This window comes from Agrococcus phoenicis (assembly GCF_047302415.1).
In the GTDB taxonomy this organism is placed as follows: domain Bacteria; phylum Actinomycetota; class Actinomycetes; order Actinomycetales; family Microbacteriaceae; genus Agrococcus.
This window is the reverse complement of record NZ_CP154854.1, coordinates 1,098,597-1,115,109: the sequence shown is the minus strand read 5'-3', so window position 1 is coordinate 1,115,109 and position 16,513 is coordinate 1,098,597. Positions and strand designations below refer to the sequence as shown.

18 protein-coding genes are annotated in these 16,513 nt (G+C 73.3%); 7 read left to right on the top strand and 11 right to left on the bottom strand.

Going from position 1 to position 16,513, the window contains the following annotated elements; translation table 11 throughout:
• Nucleotides 1-59: 59 nt before the first annotated feature.
• Nucleotides 60-578 (bottom strand): metallophosphoesterase family protein, encoded by a 519-nt coding sequence (locus AA0Z99_RS05410; protein ID WP_413320187.1) that lies wholly within the window; start codon nucleotides 576-578, stop codon nucleotides 60-62.
• A gap of 7 nt (nucleotides 579-585) precedes the next feature.
• Nucleotides 586-1,482 carry an SDR family NAD(P)-dependent oxidoreductase gene (locus AA0Z99_RS05405; protein ID WP_413320185.1) on the bottom strand — a complete coding sequence of 299 codons (897 nt, stop codon included), beginning with the start codon at nucleotides 1,480-1,482 and terminating at the stop codon, nucleotides 586-588.
• Nucleotides 1,483-1,530: 48 nt separating this feature from the next.
• On the opposite strand from AA0Z99_RS05405, the gene AA0Z99_RS05400 reads away from it, so the two are divergent.
• Nucleotides 1,531-2,859 (top strand): alpha-amylase family protein, encoded by a 1,329-nt coding sequence (locus AA0Z99_RS05400; protein ID WP_413320183.1) that lies wholly within the window; start codon nucleotides 1,531-1,533, stop codon nucleotides 2,857-2,859.
• Here the strand turns inward: AA0Z99_RS05400 and AA0Z99_RS05395 are convergent.
• Complete coding sequence (locus tag AA0Z99_RS05395; RefSeq protein ID WP_413320181.1) at nucleotides 2,849-3,364, bottom strand: hypothetical protein; 516 nt, start codon at nucleotides 3,362-3,364, stop codon at nucleotides 2,849-2,851. The two genes, AA0Z99_RS05400 and AA0Z99_RS05395, sit on opposite strands and share 11 nt — an antisense overlap.
• Before the next feature lie 144 nt (nucleotides 3,365-3,508).
• Between AA0Z99_RS05395 and AA0Z99_RS05390 the strand changes: the two genes are divergently transcribed.
• Entirely contained in the window at nucleotides 3,509-4,771 is a 1,263-nt protein-coding gene (locus tag AA0Z99_RS05390; protein WP_413320179.1) for a saccharopine dehydrogenase family protein, read from the top strand.
• A gap of 10 nt (nucleotides 4,772-4,781) precedes the next feature.
• On the opposite strand, the gene AA0Z99_RS05385 is transcribed toward AA0Z99_RS05390, so the two are convergent.
• Both AA0Z99_RS05385 and AA0Z99_RS05380 read right to left on the bottom strand, forming a co-directional pair.
• Nucleotides 4,782-5,750 carry an oxygenase MpaB family protein gene (locus AA0Z99_RS05385; RefSeq protein WP_413320177.1) on the bottom strand — a complete coding sequence of 323 codons (969 nt, stop codon included), beginning with the start codon at nucleotides 5,748-5,750 and terminating at the stop codon, nucleotides 4,782-4,784.
• Nucleotides 5,751-5,834: 84 nt separating this feature from the next.
• Complete coding sequence (locus tag AA0Z99_RS05380) at nucleotides 5,835-7,583, bottom strand: L-aspartate oxidase (RefSeq protein ID WP_413320175.1); 1,749 nt, start codon at nucleotides 7,581-7,583, stop codon at nucleotides 5,835-5,837.
• 70 nt (nucleotides 7,584-7,653) lie between these two features.
• On the opposite strand from AA0Z99_RS05380, the gene AA0Z99_RS05375 reads away from it, so the two are divergent.
• The gene (locus tag AA0Z99_RS05375; RefSeq protein ID WP_413320173.1) at nucleotides 7,654-8,592 is read left to right on the top strand and encodes a LysR family transcriptional regulator; all 939 of its coding nucleotides are present in this window, start codon (nucleotides 7,654-7,656) and stop codon (nucleotides 8,590-8,592) included.
• Between the two features lie 32 nt (nucleotides 8,593-8,624).
• On the opposite strand, the gene AA0Z99_RS05370 is transcribed toward AA0Z99_RS05375, so the two are convergent.
• Nucleotides 8,625-9,104: a pyridoxamine 5'-phosphate oxidase family protein gene (locus tag AA0Z99_RS05370; protein WP_413320171.1), complete on the bottom strand. Its 480-nt coding sequence runs from the start codon at nucleotides 9,102-9,104 to the stop codon at nucleotides 8,625-8,627.
• A 114-nt stretch (nucleotides 9,105-9,218) separates the two neighbouring features.
• Between AA0Z99_RS05370 and AA0Z99_RS05365 the strand changes: the two genes are divergently transcribed.
• Nucleotides 9,219-10,457, top strand: coding sequence for a GNAT family N-acetyltransferase (locus tag AA0Z99_RS05365; RefSeq protein WP_413320169.1), 1,239 nt, complete (start codon nucleotides 9,219-9,221; stop codon nucleotides 10,455-10,457).
• Between the two features lie 33 nt (nucleotides 10,458-10,490).
• Here AA0Z99_RS05365 and AA0Z99_RS05360 read toward each other — a convergent pair whose 3' ends face one another.
• A complete protein-coding gene (locus AA0Z99_RS05360; RefSeq protein WP_413320167.1) occupies nucleotides 10,491-11,375 on the bottom strand; it encodes a GyrI-like domain-containing protein in 885 nt (294 codons plus the stop codon).
• Between the two features lie 108 nt (nucleotides 11,376-11,483).
• On the opposite strand from AA0Z99_RS05360, the gene AA0Z99_RS05355 reads away from it, so the two are divergent.
• The gene (locus tag AA0Z99_RS05355) at nucleotides 11,484-11,870 is read left to right on the top strand and encodes a pyridoxamine 5'-phosphate oxidase family protein (RefSeq protein WP_413320165.1); all 387 of its coding nucleotides are present in this window, start codon (nucleotides 11,484-11,486) and stop codon (nucleotides 11,868-11,870) included.
• 29 nt (nucleotides 11,871-11,899) lie between these two features.
• On the opposite strand, the gene AA0Z99_RS05350 is transcribed toward AA0Z99_RS05355, so the two are convergent.
• On the bottom strand, nucleotides 11,900-12,649 hold the full coding sequence (locus AA0Z99_RS05350) for a class I SAM-dependent methyltransferase (RefSeq protein ID WP_413320163.1): 750 nt from the start codon (nucleotides 12,647-12,649) through the stop codon (nucleotides 11,900-11,902).
• 57 nt (nucleotides 12,650-12,706) lie between these two features.
• Complete coding sequence (locus AA0Z99_RS05345; RefSeq protein ID WP_413320161.1) at nucleotides 12,707-13,342, bottom strand: TetR/AcrR family transcriptional regulator; 636 nt, start codon at nucleotides 13,340-13,342, stop codon at nucleotides 12,707-12,709.
• 82 nt (nucleotides 13,343-13,424) lie between these two features.
• On the opposite strand from AA0Z99_RS05345, the gene AA0Z99_RS05340 reads away from it, so the two are divergent.
• Complete coding sequence (locus AA0Z99_RS05340; RefSeq protein WP_413320159.1) at nucleotides 13,425-14,030, top strand: dihydrofolate reductase family protein; 606 nt, start codon at nucleotides 13,425-13,427, stop codon at nucleotides 14,028-14,030.
• The gene (locus AA0Z99_RS05335) at nucleotides 14,023-14,235 is read left to right on the top strand and encodes a hypothetical protein (RefSeq protein ID WP_413320157.1); all 213 of its coding nucleotides are present in this window, start codon (nucleotides 14,023-14,025) and stop codon (nucleotides 14,233-14,235) included. Before AA0Z99_RS05340 ends, AA0Z99_RS05335 begins: the two co-directional genes overlap by 8 nt.
• Nucleotides 14,236-14,276: 41 nt before the next feature.
• Here the strand turns inward: AA0Z99_RS05335 and AA0Z99_RS05330 are convergent, their stop codons facing one another.
• Nucleotides 14,277-14,939 carry a hypothetical protein gene (locus AA0Z99_RS05330; RefSeq protein ID WP_413320155.1) on the bottom strand — a complete coding sequence of 221 codons (663 nt, stop codon included), beginning with the start codon at nucleotides 14,937-14,939 and terminating at the stop codon, nucleotides 14,277-14,279.
• Between the two features lie 7 nt (nucleotides 14,940-14,946).
• Nucleotides 14,947-16,506, bottom strand: coding sequence for an alpha/beta fold hydrolase (locus tag AA0Z99_RS05325; RefSeq protein WP_413320153.1), 1,560 nt, complete (start codon nucleotides 16,504-16,506; stop codon nucleotides 14,947-14,949).
• Between the last annotated feature and the right edge of the window lie 7 nt (nucleotides 16,507-16,513).

The following is a 16,513-nucleotide window of genomic DNA, read 5'->3' as shown; positions in this document are numbered from 1 at the left end:
CGCTGGGCGAGGCCGCCGTCCACCGCTCCACGGCCCGCGTGCCGCGACCCCCGCCGCGCTCAGCGGGGCGTCTGCACGAGGACCACGTCGCGCAGCGCGCCGCGGTCGACGATCCCGGTCATCACGGTGCCGACGGGCTGGCGCCTGCGGTCCGTGGGGGAGCCGGGGTTGAGCAGCCGCAGGCCGCCGTCCGTCGTGGTGTCCCAGGGGATGTGCGAGTGACCGAAGACGAGCACGTCGGCGGGCGCCTCGGAACCCGCACCGAAGCGCGCATCGCAGCGGCGCTCGCGCCCGGCGGCTGCGCCGGTCTCGTGGATCACCGCGAAGCGCACGCCGTCGATCTCCTCCGTCGCGAGCTCCCCGAGCCGCTGCCACAGCTCGGGGCCGTCGTTGTTGCCGGCCACGCCGATCAGGCGCCGAGCCCTGGCGCTCAGCTCGTTGAGCAGCGCGACATCCACCCAGTCGCCGGCGTGGATCACCACATCGGCCTCCTCCACGAGCCGCCAGACCTGCTCCTGCAGCGCCTTCGCGCGGACGGGCAGGTGCGTGTCGCTGAGGAGCAGCAGTCGGGTGGTCACGAGCGGCTCAGGCCAGCCACGGTGCGACGAGCGCCTCGCTGCGCTCCCACAGCAGGTCGACGAGCCCGTCGGCGTGCACGAGCGGATTCGTCTCCTCGGGCGTGGCGAGCGTCGTCTGCGAGTAGAAGGCGCCGGGCTGCCACGTCGTGCCCGGCGTGCCGTCGGCGAAGAAGGCGAGGTTCGCACCACCGCGCTCGGGGCTCATCAGCATGAGGCGCGCGAGCGGCGTGCGGTAGACGAGGCGCAGGACGCTCGTCGAGCGGGCGGCGAAGCCGGTGCGCACGTTGCCGGGATCGAAGGCCACGGGCCGGATGCCCGCGTCGCCGTGCCGGGCGAGGAGCCCGCGCGCGTGCCAGATGTTCGCGAGCTTCGCGGTGCCGTAGGCGCGAGCGGGCGTGTAGCCGCGCTCGGCGGTGAGGTCGTCGAGGTCGGGCCGAGCGAGCAGCCGTGCTGCGGAGCTCGCGGTGTTGACCACGATGCCGGCGCCGGCCTCGAGCGGCTCGAGCAGCAGCTGGGTGAGCAGGAAGGGCGCGAGGTGGTTGACCTGGAAGGTCAGCTCGTTGCCGTCGGGCGTGATGCGGCGCGGCCCGAAGACGCCGCCGGCGTTGTTCGCCAGCACGTCGATGCGATCGGCCGCGCCGCGCAGGGCGACCGCGAGCGCGGCCACCTCGTCGAGCCTCGCGAAGTCGGCGCTCCAGTGCTCCACGTCGAGTCGGCGCGCGACCGCGGCGGTCTTCTCCGGCGATCGCCCGACGAGCAGCACGCGATGCCCGCGCTCGACCAGCTGACGCGCTGCAGCGGCACCGATCCCGTCGGATCCGCCCGTGACGACGATCGTGCGGCCATCGCCGCGCTCCGCGCCGCCCGACGCGTCGGCCTCCGGATCGCGCCTCGGATCGTCCATGGCACCAGCATGGCAGGGGCGTCGCCCTCAGCCGGGCAGGATGGGTGCATGGCGGATCCGCAGCACGACGACCAGCACTGGAGCCACACCACGATGTGGTGGCACGTCTACCCCCTCGGGTTCACCGGCGCGCCCATCCGCGACCACGAGCCGCCGACCGCTGTCGCGCATCGCCTGCCGCACCTGGAGGCGTGGCTCGACCACGTCATCGAGCTCGGCCTGAACGGGATCGCGCTGGGCCCGGTCTTCGCCAGCAGCACGCACGGCTACGACACCGTCGACCACTTCCGCATCGATCCGAGGCTGGGCGACGATGCCGACTTCGACCGCCTGGTCGCGGCCGCCCACGACCGCGGCATCCGGGTGCTGCTCGACGGCGTCTTCAACCACGTGGGTCGCGAGCACCCGGCCTTCCGCGCGGCCCAGGCCGACCCGAGCGCGGCCGAGGCTGCGCTCTTCCGCCGCGATGCATCCGGCGAGGTGCAGGTGTTCGAGGGCCACGGTGCGCTCGTCGAGCTCGACCACGGCTCGCCGGCCGTCGAGCAGCTGGTGGTGGATGTCTGCGACCACTGGCTCGAGCGAGGAGCGGACGGCTGGCGCCTCGACGCCGCCTACGCCGTGCCCAGCGACTTCTGGGCGCGGGTGCTGCCGCGGGTGCGCGAGCGGCACCCCGACGCCTGGTTCCTCGGCGAGGTGATCCACGGCGACTACGTCGAGATCGCGCGCGAGTCGACCATCGACTCGCTCACGCAGTACGAGCTCTGGCAGGGCATCTGGCACGGCATCGCCGACCGCAACCTGTTCGAGCTCGAGCACGCCATCCAGCGCGGCAACGCGCTGCTCCAGGGGCTCGTGCCGCTGACCTTCGTCGGCAACCACGACGTCACGCGCATCGCGTCCGCCGTCGGCGCCGAGCTCGTGCCGCACGCGCTCGCGGTGCTGTGCACCGTCGCGGGCACGCCCGCCGTCTACGCCGGCGACGAGTACGGGTGGGAAGCGGTGAAGGAGCAGCGCGTGGGCGGCGACGACGCCGTCCGGCCCGAGTTCCCCGCCCAGCCCCCGCGCGCCGACGAGCTCGACGCGCCGGCGCGCCGCGCGCTCGACGTGCATCGCGAGCTGCTCGCGCTGCGCCGCCGCAACCCCTGGCTCACGACGGCGCAGACCGACGTCGTGCACGTGGCCAATCGCGCGCTGGTGCTGCGCACGGCCACTGGCGACGCAGGGTTGGTGACCGCGCTGAACCTCGACGACGCACCGGTCGCGGTACCGGCGGCGGATGCGTCGTCGGTCGTCGCAGGAGAGGGTCAGCTCGTCGACGGTCGCCTGACGCTGCCCGCACGGGGCTGGGCGGTGCTCGAGGTGCAGCTCAGCCGGTGACCTCGAGCTGGCCGGACATCGAGCCGGGGTGCGGGTCGCAGACGAAGGTGTACGTGCCGGGCACGAGCGTGATCTCGATGGTCGAGTCGTCGGTGCCGGCGACGTCGGTCGCGACATCCACCTCGCCCGGCCCGCTGAGGCGGAAGTTGTGCAGCTGCGAGCGGTCGTCGAAGGTCAGGGAGTAGGTGCCGGCGGGCAGCGAGGCGACGGGCTCGCCGTCGGCGCCGAGGAGCTCGATCTCGTAGGCCTCCGGGTCCTCGGCGGTGCCGACCATGCCGATCAGCGCCATCTCCCCGTCGGGCGCTGCGCCCTCCTCGGCGCTGCCGTCGCCCCCGGGTGCCGCTGACGAGTCATCGGTCGGCGCCGCGCCCGCGGGTTCGCTCGCGGCGGGTTCGGAGGCGGGCGGCGCGGCCTCCTCGTCGGGGCCGTCGCTCGCGGCGCAGCCCGTGAGGGTGAGCGCTGCTGCGACGAGGAGCGCGGCGATCGTGGTGCGAGTGCTGGGCATGGCTGCCTCCTGGGCTCGAGCGGGGCGGGCGGCGCATCGATCGCGCGGACCCGGCTCGGTCAGCGTAGTCGCGCCGCCCCGGGGGGAAGCCTGAGAGCGGGAAGCCTGAGAGCCTCGCGCCGGCGGATGCGCGACGATGGCGCGATGCGCGATCGTGATCTCGACCTCGTCCTGTTCGGTGCGACCGGCTTCGTCGGCAGGCTGGTCGCGGCCCACGTCGCGCAGGCCGCGCCGGACGGGCTGCGCGTCGGCCTCGCCGGGCGCTCGCTCGATCGCCTGGAGCGCGTGCGCGCGCAGCTGCCGCCGGCTGCGGCAGCGTGGCCGCTCGTCGTCGCGGACAGCGGCGACGAGGCGAGCCTGCGCGCGCTCGCGGAGCGCACTGGCGTGGTCGCGAGCACGGTCGGCCCCTACCTGCGCTACGGCGTCGGGCTGGTGGAGGCCTGCGCCGAGTCCGGCACGCACTACGCCGACCTGACCGGAGAGGTGCTGTTCGTGCGCGAGATCATCGAGCGCAGCCACGAGCGGGCGCGCGCGACCGGCGCGCGCATCGTCGTCTCCTGCGGCTTCGACTCGGTGCCCTCCGATCTGGCCGTGCACCTGCTGCACGGGCGCGCCGCCGCCGACGCCGCCGGTGCGCTGACCGACACGACGCTGCGCGTGCGACGACTCTCCGGCGGCATCAGCGGCGGCACGATCGACTCGCTGCGCGCGCAGCTCGAGCGTGTGCGGACGACGCCGGCGCTCGCCGCGGTGCTCGAGGATCCCGCGGCGCTCACCGTCGGCACCGGCCGTGGCGGCGGCGCCCGCCGAGCCCAGGGCGCGCCGACCAGGCTCGCCCCCGGCCAGGACGACCCCACGCGCCCCTTCCGGGATGCGGAGACCGGCGAGTGGGCCGCGCCCTTCGTGATGGCGGGGTACAACTCGCGGCTCGTGCACCGATCGAACGCGCTGCGCGCCGGGGCCTACGGCGATCGCTTCCGCTACCGAGAGGTCGTCGCGACCGGCCGAGGGCTGCGAGGGCGGCTCAGAGCCGCGGCCGTGGCGGCGGGCACGCGTGCGCTCACCGCGGCGATGGCGCTGCCGGGCATCCGGCACGGGCTCGACCTCGTGCTGCCGTCGCCGGGAGAGGGCCCCTCGCAGGAGCGTCGAGCAGCGGGCTCCTTCGAGGTGGAGACGAGCGCGCGCACCGAGCGCGGCGCCCGCTACGCAGCGATCGTGGCGGCGCAGGGAGACCCCGGCTACGCCGCGACCTCGGTGATGCTGGGGGAGGCGGCGCTCGCGCTGGCCGTCGACGACGCGCGGTGCAGCGCGGAGGGCGGGGTGCTCACCCCGGCGGTGGCGATGGGCGACGTGCTCGTGGAGCGGCTGCGCGCCGCGGGTCTGCGGCTCGAGGTGCGCGCGACCTGAGCGCGGGCGGTCAGGAGGGTCGCTCCGCCTCGAGGCGACGCAGTCGCAGGCGCGCCCAATCCTGCGCTCGGCGGCCCTCGCCGGAGGCCAGCGCTCGACCGGCGATCCAGAGCACCGCGCGGGTCGCGGTCACGACCGGCAGCGGCGAGCGCCGCACGCCGAGCAGGCGCCGGTACGGTGCGGGGATCGTCGCGACCGCCCCTTCGAAGAGCAGGCGATAGCCGAGCGCCGAAGCGCCCTCGACGCCCACCGGCGGTCGCCGCAGGAACGCGACGACGTCGTGCACGCGCGCGTCGCCGCGCAGCTCGCCGCGCTCGAGGTAGCCGGAGAGCCGCTGCCGGAGCGCTGCGGCGGTCGAGGGCGGATCCTCGACCCGCATCAGCCGTCCGGCGATCGCCCACTCGGCCACGTACGCATCCGCACCGCCGGGGATGCCGCCCCCGCGCATCCGCCCCGCTGCGCCCTGGCGCTCGGTGCGGCGCCGCTGCCTCCGCCCCCGAGCGCCCCAGGTCTGCTGACACGTGAGGAAGGCGTCGGTGAACGCGAGGTGCACCCATGCCGCGAGACCGCCGTCGTCGGCGCGGTAGGTGCGCTCGGCACCCGCGCCGTCTCGGTAGCTGCCGGCCACACGAGCGTGCAGGCGGCCCACCCGTGCGGTCTCTCGCGCTGCCTGCGCCGTCGAGCCGTAGGTCACGCACACGACCCAGCGCACCGTCCCGGCGAGGCGGCCGAGCGGATCCTCGCGGTAGGACGACCAGTCGTGGACGCCGGCCATCGCACCCGGGTGGAGCGCCTGCAGCAGCAGCGCCCGGATGCCGGCGACCAGCGTCGCCATGCTGCCGTGCACCGTCCACGCCGCGCCGTCCTCGGCGAAGTGCCCCGCGTCGTCGCCCTCAGCGAGCTCGCGGATCCAGCCCGGCGTCCCCTCCGGGTCGCCGGAGAGCGCCACCAGCAGGCGCGCGCGGAGGTCGGTGGCCATGGCCTCAGCCTGCCAGCCGAACCTGGGGCGGGAGCGCCGCGCCCGGCGACGCGGCTGGGAGGCATCGCGGCGATGTCGCGCGGATCACTCGACGAGCTTGCCGTCGACCGAGTCGTCGAGCTGCGCCTCGGCGAGCGCGCGGAAGCTCTCCGGTGCGGGAGCGAGCGGCTCGAACGCCACGCCGGTGCCCGGCGACCACACGAAGCTGCCGCGCAGCGCGGCATCCTGCTCCGGGAAGTCGGCGCGGTTGTGGCAGCCGCGGGTCTCGCGCCGCTCGAGCGCGCACTCGAGGGTGGCGCGAGCGGCGAGCAGCGAGCCGAGCAGGTCGTAGGCGTGCGCGAGGTCGTCGAACCCGGCGATGTCGGGGTGGGCGGTGACGTGCTGGGCGCGCTCCTCGATCGCGTCGAGCGCAGCGAGGCCGGCGAGCAGGCCCTCCTCGGTGCGCACGACACCGGCGTGCGCGCTCATGGTGTCGCGGATCTCGCGCTGCAGCCTCCGCGCCGACTCGGTCCCGCCCTCGCGGAGCAGTCCGCGCATCTCGCGTCGCGCCTCCTCGACCGCCTCGAGGTCGCGGCGCACCCGGGTGCGGGAGGTGACGTACTCGGCAGCGTGCTCGCCCGTGATGCGCCCGTAGACGAGCAGCTCGATCAGGGAGTTGCCGCCCAGGCGGTTCGCGCCGTGCAGGCCGGAGGAGGCCTCGCCGATCGCGTAGAGACCGTCGACACCGGTCCCGTGGTCGTCGGGCGCGACCCAGACGCCGCCCATCGAGTAGTGCGCGGTCGGTGCGATCTCCATCTTCGTGGTCGTGATGTCGAGCATCTGCAGGTCGATGAGCGTGCGGTAGACGCGCGGCAGCTGCTGCAGGATCCGCTCGCGCGGCAGGTGGGAGACGTCGAGGTAGACGCCGCCCTTCTCGGTGCCGCGGCCCTCGGCGATCTCGGTGTAGCCCGCGAGCGCCACGCGGTCGCGCGTCGAGAGCTCCATGCGCTCCGGGTCGTAGCGCTCCATGAAGCGCTCGCCGAGCGCGTTCGTCAGGATCCCGCCCTCGCCGCGGGCGGCCTCCGAGACCAGCGTGCCCGCGGCGTCGTCGGGCTCGAGCAGCCCGGAGGGGTGGAACTGCACGAGCTCGGCGTCGCGGATGCGCCCGCCGGCGAGCGCGGCGAGGCGGAAGGAGTCGCCGGTGTTCTCGTCGCGGCGCGAGGAGGTGTGGCGCCAGATGCGGGTGTGGCCGCCCGCCGCGAGGATCACGGCGTCGGCGTGGATCTGCACGGGGGTGCCGTCCACGATGTCGAAGCCGTAGGCGCCGAAGATCGTGCCGTCGGCGACGAGGAGCCGCGTGATGTAGATCGTGTCGACGATCTGCACCTGCAGCTCGGCTGCGCGGCGCATCAGCGTGCGCTGCAGCTCGAGGCCGGTGTAGTCGCCGGCGTAGGCGGTGCGGCGGTAGGTGTGGGCGCCGAAGAAGCGCTGCGAGATGCGGCCGTCGTCCTCGCGCGCGAACGGCATGCCCCACTGCTCGAGCTCCTCGATGCCCCGCGCCGCGCCCTGCGCGACGGTCTCGACGATCGCGGGGTCGGCGAGGAAGTACGACTCGCGCAGGGTGTCGGCCGCGTGCTGCTGCCAGGTGTCCTCCGGGTCCATGGTCGCGAGCGCGGCGTTGATGCCGCCGGCCGCGAGCGTCGTGTGCGCATCGTGCTTGCGGCGCTTGCCGACCGCCAGCACCTGGACACCGCGCTGGGCGAGCTCGATCGAGGCGCGGAGCCCGGCGCCGCCGGTGCCGATGACGAGGACGGAGGTGGAGAGGAGGCGCTCGGAGGCGTGCGGTGCGGTCATGCTTCCACGCTAGGAGCGCCCGGCACATGCGTCCAATGCATAGTTCGACTGCGGCTGATGCGGTTAGGGTATGAGGATGAAGCTGGAGCACCTCCGATCCTTCGAGGCCGTCGCGCGCGTCGGCAGCTTCACCCGTGCGGCGGCAGAACTCTTCATCGCCCAGCCCTCGCTGAGTCGGCAGATCGGTGCGCTCGAAGCCGATCTCGGCACCGAGCTGCTGCGCCGAGCACCATCGGGCGTGAGCCTCACCGCGGCGGGCGAGGTGCTGCTGCCGATCGCCCGGCGGATGCTGGGAGACGCGCAGAGCGCCCGCGCGCAGCTCGACGAGCTGGCGGGGCTGCGCCGCGGCAGCGTGCGCCTCGGTGCGCCCCCGACCCTGTGCGTCTCGCTCGTCGCCGACGTGCTCGCCGCCTACCGCGCCGCGCATCCGGGCGTCGAGCTGCACATCACCGAGGCCGGATCGCGCTCGCTCGTGGAGGCGCTCGACCACGGCGCCCTCGACCTCGCGCTCGTGGTGACGCGTGGCGCTCGGTCGCCGGCTCCCGCGACCGAGCTGATCCCGCTGCTGTCGGAAGAGCTGGTCGTGGTCTCGGCAGCTGCTGCGGCGCCGCTCGGGGAGGTCACGCTCGCGCAGCTCGCCGACCTGCCGCAGGTCGCGTTCGACCGCAGCTACGACCTGCGCATCGCCACCGACGCGGCGTTCGCCGCCGCAGGGCTCGCCCCATCGATCGCGGTCGAGGGGGCAGAGATGGACGCGGTGCTGCGGTTCGTCGAGCGCGGCATCGGCGTCGCCGTCGTGCCGGCGATGGTGGGCATCGATCGACCCGCGCTGCGGAGCGCGCGATTGGTGAGGCCGCAGCTCACGCGCACCGTGAACCTCGCCCGCCGCACCGACGTCGGAGCATCAGCGGCCGCCGCCGCCATGCAGCAGGTGATCTTCTCCACGGTCGACCGCCTCGCCGCACCCGGCAGCGAGCTCGCGCAGCGGGTGCGCCTCGTGCCGCGGTGACGGAGGCGATCCGCAGCGAGCTGCCGCGTCGACTACAGGCGCACGATGCCGCTGTCGCCCATGTCGGGCTCCGCGTCGGAGACCAGACCCTTCACGAACTGCACCGCGACCGCGACGGTGCCGGGGGAGTCCCAGTACTCCGCTGAGGTGGCGGTGACCTCGAGGAGGCCGTTCTCCGCGTCCTCGGGCCCGCCCGACATGTAGGCGCCGGCGGAGGCATCCCACAGCTCGCGCAGCTTCGCCTCGTCGTCGACGAAGCGCGCGGTGCCGGCGAGCGACACCCAGCCCTCCTTGCCGGCATAGTGCACGTTCACGCGAGGGTCAGCGGCGATGGCGTCGACCTTGTCGGTCGAGCGCTCGGTGATGAACCAGACGGTGCCGGGCTCCTCGAAGTCCTGCGTGCCCATCGGGGTCGACACGAGGTCGCCCGCCTTCGAGACGTAGGCGAGGGAGGCGATGCGCGTCGAGCGCATGATGTCGGTGACGGTCTGCAGCTGGGTGTCGGTGTCCATGGGGTCACGCTCGCACCGGGCGCTGTGCACAGGCTGAGTCCACGCGACTGGGCCAGGATGGGGCGGTCGCTGCGCCGTGCATCCGGCGCCGCACGAGAGACGACGGGGGAGCCGATGATCACCTTCGAGGAGCGCACGCCGACGGCCGCCGAGCAGCGAGCCGTCGCCGAATCGGTGGGATGGGACGACCACTTCGACTGGGCGAGCCTGCCGGCCTCGCTCGCCGGGTCGCTGCACGGCGTCGTCGCGCTCGACGGCGACCGCGTGGTCGGCGTCGGGCGGCTCGTCGGCGACGGGGTTCGGTACTGGTACGTGCAGGACGTGATGGTGCGGCCGGATGCGTCGGAGCAGGGCATCGCATCCACCATCGTCGAGCGGCTGATCGCGCAGGTGCGCGCGCACGCGCCCGCCGAGGCGATCGTCGGGCTGTTCGCGAGCCCCGAGGCGACGGGCGTGTACGAGGAGCTCGGCTTCGCCGCTGCCGACGGCGATCCGCTCGGCATGACGCTGACGCTGCGGGGCGAGGGCGGCGCGCTGCAGCCGACGCCTGTGCGTGCCGGCGACGCCGCGCCGCTCGGGTACGACTCCGGGTTCCTAGGGGAGGAGGTCGCTGCTCCGCGTGCCGCAGCGGGCGTGGATGCGCCGGTGCTCGACTACGTGCACTTCAGCGTCACGATGCACCCGGATCGCCGCCTGGCGCGCTCGGTCGCGTGGAACGTGGACGGGTTGCGGATGCTGCCGGGCATCCCGCGCGCTCGACGCTTCTTCCTCGACGATCGACTGCCCGCCGACCAGCAGACGGGTGAGGCGGTCTACGCGGACAACGACCTCGACCGCGGCCATCTGGCGCGCCGCGCCGACCTGCTGTGGGGCACGCTCGAGGAGGCGCGGCAGGCGAACACCGATTCGTTCTGCTTCACGAACATCACCCCGCAGCTGGCGGGCTTCAACCAGGCGAGCCGAGGCGGCGTCTGGGGCGAGCTCGAGCTGGGCGTGCTCAGTCTCGAGTCGCTCGTGGAGCGCCGCATCAGCGTGTTCGCCGGCCCCGTGCTCGCCGACGACGATCCGCACTACCGCGACCTCGTGCAGCTGCCGCGCGAGCACTGGAAGGTCGTCGTCTACCGCGTGGCGGATGCGCTGCGGGCGAAGGCGTTCCTGCTCGCGCAGGAGGTCGACGACCTGCGCTCGGCCTACCTGGAGGGCTTCGCGACCTTCGAGGTGAGCCTCGCCGACCTCGCCGCGCGCACGGGCCTCGACCTCAGCGGCATCCCCGGCTCCGGCGCGACGGGCGACGGCACCGTGCAGCCGCGCGAGCCGAGACCCATCAGGACGCTGGCCGACATCGCGTGGTGACCCGGGTCATCCGCCCGATCACCCGAGGAGCGCTCAGGCGCGCTCGACCGGCAGCCACAGCTCGCACGTGGCGGTGCTGAAGTCGGCCGCGCGCTCGAGCACCGCCACGATCGACGGTCCGGGCCGCAGCCGCCAGGGGTTCGAGGGGAACCACTCGGTCGCTGTCGCCGCCCATGCCCTCTGGAGCGCGGTCGGATGGGGGCCCTCGGTCCGGAAGACCGCCCACGTGCCGGCGGGCACCGCGATCGCGTCGAGTTCCTCGGGCACCGCGCGCTGCTCGGTGACGGCGACCCCGTGCAGGTAGGTCAGCTCGCTGCCCTCGGCGGAGTCCGGATCGACGTCGGCGCTGACCTGCAGCAGGCCCGCCGGCTCGGTGTCGCTGAGCGCGTTGAGGCGCTCGTGCTCGCTCGCGGGCAGCGCAGCGATGTGCGCTTGGATGTGCGGGTTGACGCCCTCGTGGATCAGCGGCACACGAGCGGCGTGGCCGACGAGTCGAAAGTCGGGCCGGTCGGTGATGCGGACGTGCATGGGGGTGCTCCCTTCGACGGTGAGGTGGAATCGCAGCTGCGGCTGCGTGCGGAGGGGGCCACCGTGCCTGCGGGCGTCGGCGGGCGACATGCCGTGCACCGCGCGGAACGCGCGCCCGAAGGCCTCGGTCGAGCCGTAGCCGAAGCGCACGGCGATGCCGAGCAGCTCGTCGCCCGCCAGCACCTCGGCCGCGGCCGTGGTCGTGCGGCGCCGACGGATGTACTCCGACAGCGGCATGCCGGCCAGCGCGGCGAACATGCGGCGCAGGTGGTGCTCGGTGGTGCCGAGCTCGTGTGCGAGCGCGGCGATCTCGAGCTCCTCGGCGAGGTGCTCGTCGATGTGGTCGACGAGTCGGTGCAGCATGGCGATCGCGGTGCCCTCCTTCCTCATCGAGTGTGGGCGATGCGCCCGGGGATCGCCCGATCATCGCGGGCCGGAACGATCGCTCGTCGCGGTTGTGCCGGCGTCGCCCGCCCTATGCTCGATCGGGGAGGGCACATGGATCGGATCGGCTTCGACGCGTTCTGGGCAGAGCGCCGGCTCTGCATGCTGGCGTCGCCGCGACCGGACGGCTCGATCCACCAGGTGCCGGTCGGCGCGACCTATGACGCGGAGCGCCAGCTCGTGCGGGTCATCACCTCGGGATCGAGCTACAAGGCGCGCAACCTGCGCAGGCACCCGGGTCGACGGGTCTCGATCTCGCAGGTCGAGGGCCGGTGGTGGAGCACGATCGAGGGGCCCGCGACCGTCTCGGACGATCCTGAGCGAGTGGCGGAGGCCGTGCGGCGCTACGCGGAGCGGTATCGGCAGCCACGCGCGAACCCCGAGCGCGTGGTGATCGAGGTCGCGGTGCAGCGGATCCTCGGCAACGTCGAGCGCGGCTGAGCGGCGGCGGCTGACCGGCAGGACGGGCGTCAGCGGCGCTCGAGCACGACCAGGAGGAACCCGATGAAGGCGGTCCGCTCACCGGTGCGGAGTCGCGGGGGCAGGAGCTCCGGCGGCGTGTCGGCGGCGGGTCGCGGCTCGCTGATGCGCAGCATCCGGAATCCGGCGGCCGCGAAGGCATCCGACATCGCGTGCAGCGGCCGGTGCCAGAACGTCAGGTCGGCGTCGGTGCCGGCGAAGTCGTACCTGTCGGTATAGGGCCTGGTGGCGAAGTAGTCCTCGCCTGGATCGCCGAGCGCAGCGCCGGTGGGGTGGTTCACGGAGAGCAGCAGGCGGCCGCCGGGCACGAGGATGCGGAAGCACTCGGCCAGCGGCGTCGTCCAGTCCTCGAGGTAGTGGAGGACGAGCGAGGCGATGACGTCGTCGAAAGCACCGTCGGGGTAGGGCAGCGGCGCCGCCAGGTCGAGCACCGCGAGCGGCGTCGACGCGCCGAGCCGCTGACGAGCCAGCTCGATCATCGCGGCGCTGCCGTCGAACCCGCTGACCGCTGCGCCGCGCTCCCGGAGCGCGAGCGCGAGCGGCCCGGAGCCGCAGCCGGCATCGAGCACCCGCCGCCCGCGCACGTCGCCCGCGAGCTCGAGCATGGCCGGCCGCTCGTAGTACGCGTTGAAGAGGCTGCTCGCGTTCGCCTGCTCGTACCCGTCGGCGAACTCGTCGTAGTGATCGGGGCGCATCTGCCCGAAGTGGGGCGCGGGCGATGGCTGCGGGGCAGTGGGCACGGGTGGCTCTCGTTCAGGGAGGCGGAGGTGCACCCAGACTACGCAGGCCGTGCCCCCTCAGAGCGCGCTGCTCGGCCCGAAGTCGGCGGGTCCGGCGGGGGACTCCGGGAGGGCAGCGGATGCCGGGGCGAGGCCGGCGCCGAGGAGTGCCGCGTAGCGACGTCTGAGCTGGCGAGCCCGGTCTGCGTGGGGCGCGCGGATCCCTCCGAGCGCTTCGAGCAGCTTGTTCAGGTCGAGCCAGTCGACCTCGGTGCGCAGGGCGCCCGCGTGCTGCAGGCGGGCGATGAGGCGGTCACCCGCCTCCCATCCTTCGGCAGAGCGCCGCCGATCACGGGGCGACGGGTCGAATCGCCCGGAGATCGCCTGCATCATCGTGTGGGTTCCGGTCGCCGCGGCATCGGCGAGGAACGCCTCCAGGACTGCTGGAGGGGCGACACCCTGGTCCAGATCGAGGTGGCTTCGCTCGATCAGTGAGACGAACTGCTCGGTGAGGTCCTCCGAGACTGCCTGCAGCAGCGCCTGCTTGCTCGAGTAGCGACGGTAGAGGGCCGACTTGCCGACGCCGGCTGCCGCCCCCACAGCAGAGATCGGCGCGCCCGGGTCGTGCGTGAACACCGCCTTCGCAGCCTCGAAGATGCGCACGTCGTTCTCGGCTGCCTCCCGATGGCGGCCACGCGGACCAGAGCTCGTCATCCGATCACTATAGACCGGACCAGTCTGGTCTGTTATCTTACGAGTGCGCGCCGGATCGGTGTGCATATCGAGGGAGAGCTCCATGAGCAGGATCGTCGTGAGCACCATGCTCAGCATCGACGGCTACGCAGACGGCCCGGGTGGCGACGTCTCGGCGATGCCGATGGACCAGGCGTTCAGCGCCCACAACGTCGAACGGGTGCGTGCGGCCGGCCATCTGCTGTTCGGCGGTAAGGGCTACCGCGAGATGCTGGAGTACTGGCCGGCTCGGGTGGGGGATCCCGACGCCTCGCCCGACGACGCGATCATCGCGGCACGATATGCCGCAGGCATCCCCATCACGGTGATCTCCGACAGCCTCACCCGCGCCGATGTCACAGCCTTCGAGGAGCAGACCACGATCGTGCGACGGGCCGATGCCCACGCCGCGATCGCCGCGCTCCGCGCCTCCGGCGACGAAGGGGACGTGCTGCTGTTCGGAGGACTGACGCTCTGGACGGACCTGCTGCACCACGGGCTGATCGACCAGCTGCACCTCATGATCGGCCCCCGCGTGGTCGCCGGCGACCACCGAGCCTTCCAAGGCCTCGGCGGTCTCGACCTCGAGCTGCTCGGCGTGCGCACCTGGGCGGATTCCCGCAACGTCGTCCTCACCTACGCACCCACGAACGGAGCACAGCATGGCTGACGAGCACCAGCGGTTGCAGGCGTTCGTCGGCGACTGGTCGGCCGATGGCACGGCGTACGGCGCGGACGCCGACGGCTCGCCGTGGCGCAGCATCCACAGCGCTCGGTGGAACACCGGCGGTCGGACGCAGACGCACCACTTCGAGTTCCGACCCGAGGGGGAGTGGATCACGCTCTGCGATCGCATCGCGCACCGTGTCGACTGACCCGGCGGGCACCGCTGCGTCCGCCAGGGGTGACCCGCCGCCTACAGGAGCAGCTCGGCCAGCGGATGCACGAGGTAGCGCAGCGAGTACGCCTCCCAGAGCGCGCCAGCGATCAGCAGCGCGAGCGCCGGCAGGGCCAGCAGCCCGAGCTGCCGCAGTCCTCTCAGGTACCCCTGCCGCCGGTTCGCGGCGCCCGATCGGTGAGGCGCGATCCACCCCTTCCCGAGCAGGAGCGCGCCGAGCAGGAGCAGCACGTAGGCCTGGATCTCGATCACGATCGTGAGCGAGTGCGGGATCAGGGCGACCGCGGCCCCTCCCGTCGTCGGCGCGAGCGTGATGCCGGTCTCGACCGCCCAGTAGGCGAACAGCGCGAGGCCCGCGAACGGCACGACCAGGGAGGGCAGCACGATCGTCAGGAGGCTGAGCCGCACCACGTTGACCGCGAGGATCGTGAGCGCGAACAGCGGCGGCGCGCTGACGAGGTCGCGGACGAGCGCGCCGGTGCCGTCGTCCTCCAAGGAGGCGGCTCGCGACGCGTTGAGCTCTGGGAAGACGAGCCCGATCACCAGTCCGATCACCACCAGGCCGTAGGCAGCGGCGTTGATGATCAGCCAGGCGCGCAGGTTCGAGCGGATGACGCGGGCTGGTCGTCGCCAGAGCGCGACCGGTGCGTCGACGCCGGATGCAGGAGCGGTCGATGGCATCTCCGTGCTACTCCCCGAGCGTGCAGGTCGCGCCTTCGGCGGGGGCCTCGAGGTCGACGAGGTAGCGGGCCGCGATCTCGTCGGCGCACGGGGTCGTGCCGCCCATGATCGTCGTGTGCCCGACCCCGTCGATCGTCAGCAGCGCGCTGCCGAGCGACTCCGCCATGACGATGGCCCCCGCGTGCGGTGTCGTCGGGTCACCCGTGATCGACACCACGAGCGTCGCGGGCAGCCCTTCGACGTCCTGGGCGTACGGGATGCCGAGCGTCGGCTCCGCCGGCCAGTGCTCGCACGCATCACGAGCGCCAGGCACCTCGATCCCCGGATCCATGAAGGGCGCGGCAGCGTGGATGGACTCGCGCAGCTGCTGCGCCTCGGCGGCGTCGTAGCGCTGCTCGTCCATGCAGTCGATCACGAGGTTCGACGATGTGAAGCTCGGCCACTCGCCGTCGGGCGCGCGGCCCGCGAAGTCGCGCGCCAGCTGCAGCAGCTCATCGCCGGAGCCCTGCTCGACCTGCGCGATCCCTTCGCTGACGCGCGGCCACGCGCTCTGGTCGTAGAGGCCCGAGACCACGCCGCCGATCGCCTCGTCGAAGGTGAGGTCGGTGCCGAGCGCAGGCACAGGGGACTCGAGCAGCGGCCGCACGATCTGGTGGTAGCGGTCGAGCGCGCCCGCGGGATCGGAGCCGAGCGGGCAGTGGGCCTGCTGCGTGCACCAGGCGGTGAACTCCTCGAACGCGGCCTGGAACCCGGTGTACGCCTGGATGCGCCGCTCGACCGTGCCCGCGGTCGGGTCACCGGCTCCATCGAGCACCATCGCTCGCACGCGCTCCGGGAACTGCTCGGCGTACACGGCGCCCAGTCGGCTGCCGTAGCTCTGGCCGAGGTAGGTCAGCTGCTCCTCGCCGAGCGCGGCGCGCAGCACGTCCATGTCGCGCGCAGCATCGCGCGTGCCCAGGTGCGGGAGCACGTGCGCCCCGCCGACACCCTCGGCGCAGCGCTCGAACAGCTCGCGCGTCGTCTCCTCGCTCCATGCCGCCGTGCCGTCGATCGACGACGTGCGCACGGATCCCTCATCCGCCTCAGCATCGGTCATGCACGAGGCGGCGGGTGACGAGGCGCCGACGCCGCGAGGGTCGAAGCCGACGATGTCGAAGCGCTCGGTGATCTCGCTCTCCGGCTGGCTCAGGCTCATGAGTGCCGCCGTCATGATGCCGGTTCCCCCGGGGCCACCGGGGTTCGTCACGAGCGGTGCGATCGCCTCGCCGCGCGCGGGGATGCGCACGACGGCGATCGACGCCTCGTCGCCGGTCGGGTCGTCGTAGTCGATCGGCACCGAGAGACGCGCGCACTCCGCCGTCGGCGCGAGGGCGAGGACCTCGCCCTCGACGCTCGTGGTCGCGAAGTCGTCGCACGCCTCCCACGCGAGCCGCTGCTCGTGGAAGGCCGCCAGCGGATCCTCCGATGGCGCAGGCTCGCCCGGCTCCGTCGTCGAGCACGCGGCGATCGGCACGAGCAGGGCAGCCGCTGCGAGCGCGGCGAGCGTCCTGCGGGGTGGGGTCGTCATGGCTCCT

Excerpts from the sequence above, each read along its gene's own strand:
- AA0Z99_RS05405 (WP_413320185.1), bottom strand. The coding sequence starts at position 1,482 with ATGGACGATCCGAGGCGCGATCCGGAGGCCGACGCGTCGGGCGGCGCG.
- AA0Z99_RS05400 (WP_413320183.1), top strand. The coding sequence starts at position 1,531 with ATGGCGGATCCGCAGCACGACGACCAGCACTGGAGCCACACCACGATG.
- AA0Z99_RS05395 (WP_413320181.1), bottom strand. The coding sequence starts at position 3,364 with ATGCCCAGCACTCGCACCACGATCGCCGCGCTCCTCGTCGCAGCAGCG.
- AA0Z99_RS05390 (WP_413320179.1), top strand. The coding sequence starts at position 3,509 with ATGCGCGATCGTGATCTCGACCTCGTCCTGTTCGGTGCGACCGGCTTC.
- AA0Z99_RS05385 (WP_413320177.1), bottom strand. The coding sequence starts at position 5,750 with ATGGCCACCGACCTCCGCGCGCGCCTGCTGGTGGCGCTCTCCGGCGAC.
- AA0Z99_RS05380 (WP_413320175.1), bottom strand. The coding sequence starts at position 7,583 with ATGACCGCACCGCACGCCTCCGAGCGCCTCCTCTCCACCTCCGTCCTC.
- AA0Z99_RS05375 (WP_413320173.1), top strand. The coding sequence starts at position 7,654 with ATGAGGATGAAGCTGGAGCACCTCCGATCCTTCGAGGCCGTCGCGCGC.
- AA0Z99_RS05370 (WP_413320171.1), bottom strand. The coding sequence starts at position 9,104 with ATGGACACCGACACCCAGCTGCAGACCGTCACCGACATCATGCGCTCG.
- AA0Z99_RS05365 (WP_413320169.1), top strand. The coding sequence starts at position 9,219 with ATGATCACCTTCGAGGAGCGCACGCCGACGGCCGCCGAGCAGCGAGCC.
- AA0Z99_RS05360 (WP_413320167.1), bottom strand. The coding sequence starts at position 11,375 with ATGAGGAAGGAGGGCACCGCGATCGCCATGCTGCACCGACTCGTCGAC.
- AA0Z99_RS05355 (WP_413320165.1), top strand. The coding sequence starts at position 11,484 with ATGGATCGGATCGGCTTCGACGCGTTCTGGGCAGAGCGCCGGCTCTGC.
- AA0Z99_RS05345 (WP_413320161.1), bottom strand. The coding sequence starts at position 13,342 with ATGACGAGCTCTGGTCCGCGTGGCCGCCATCGGGAGGCAGCCGAGAAC.
- AA0Z99_RS05340 (WP_413320159.1), top strand. The coding sequence starts at position 13,425 with ATGAGCAGGATCGTCGTGAGCACCATGCTCAGCATCGACGGCTACGCA.
- AA0Z99_RS05335 (WP_413320157.1), top strand. The coding sequence starts at position 14,023 with ATGGCTGACGAGCACCAGCGGTTGCAGGCGTTCGTCGGCGACTGGTCG.
- AA0Z99_RS05330 (WP_413320155.1), bottom strand. The coding sequence starts at position 14,939 with ATGCCATCGACCGCTCCTGCATCCGGCGTCGACGCACCGGTCGCGCTC.
- AA0Z99_RS05325 (WP_413320153.1), bottom strand. The coding sequence starts at position 16,506 with ATGACGACCCCACCCCGCAGGACGCTCGCCGCGCTCGCAGCGGCTGCC.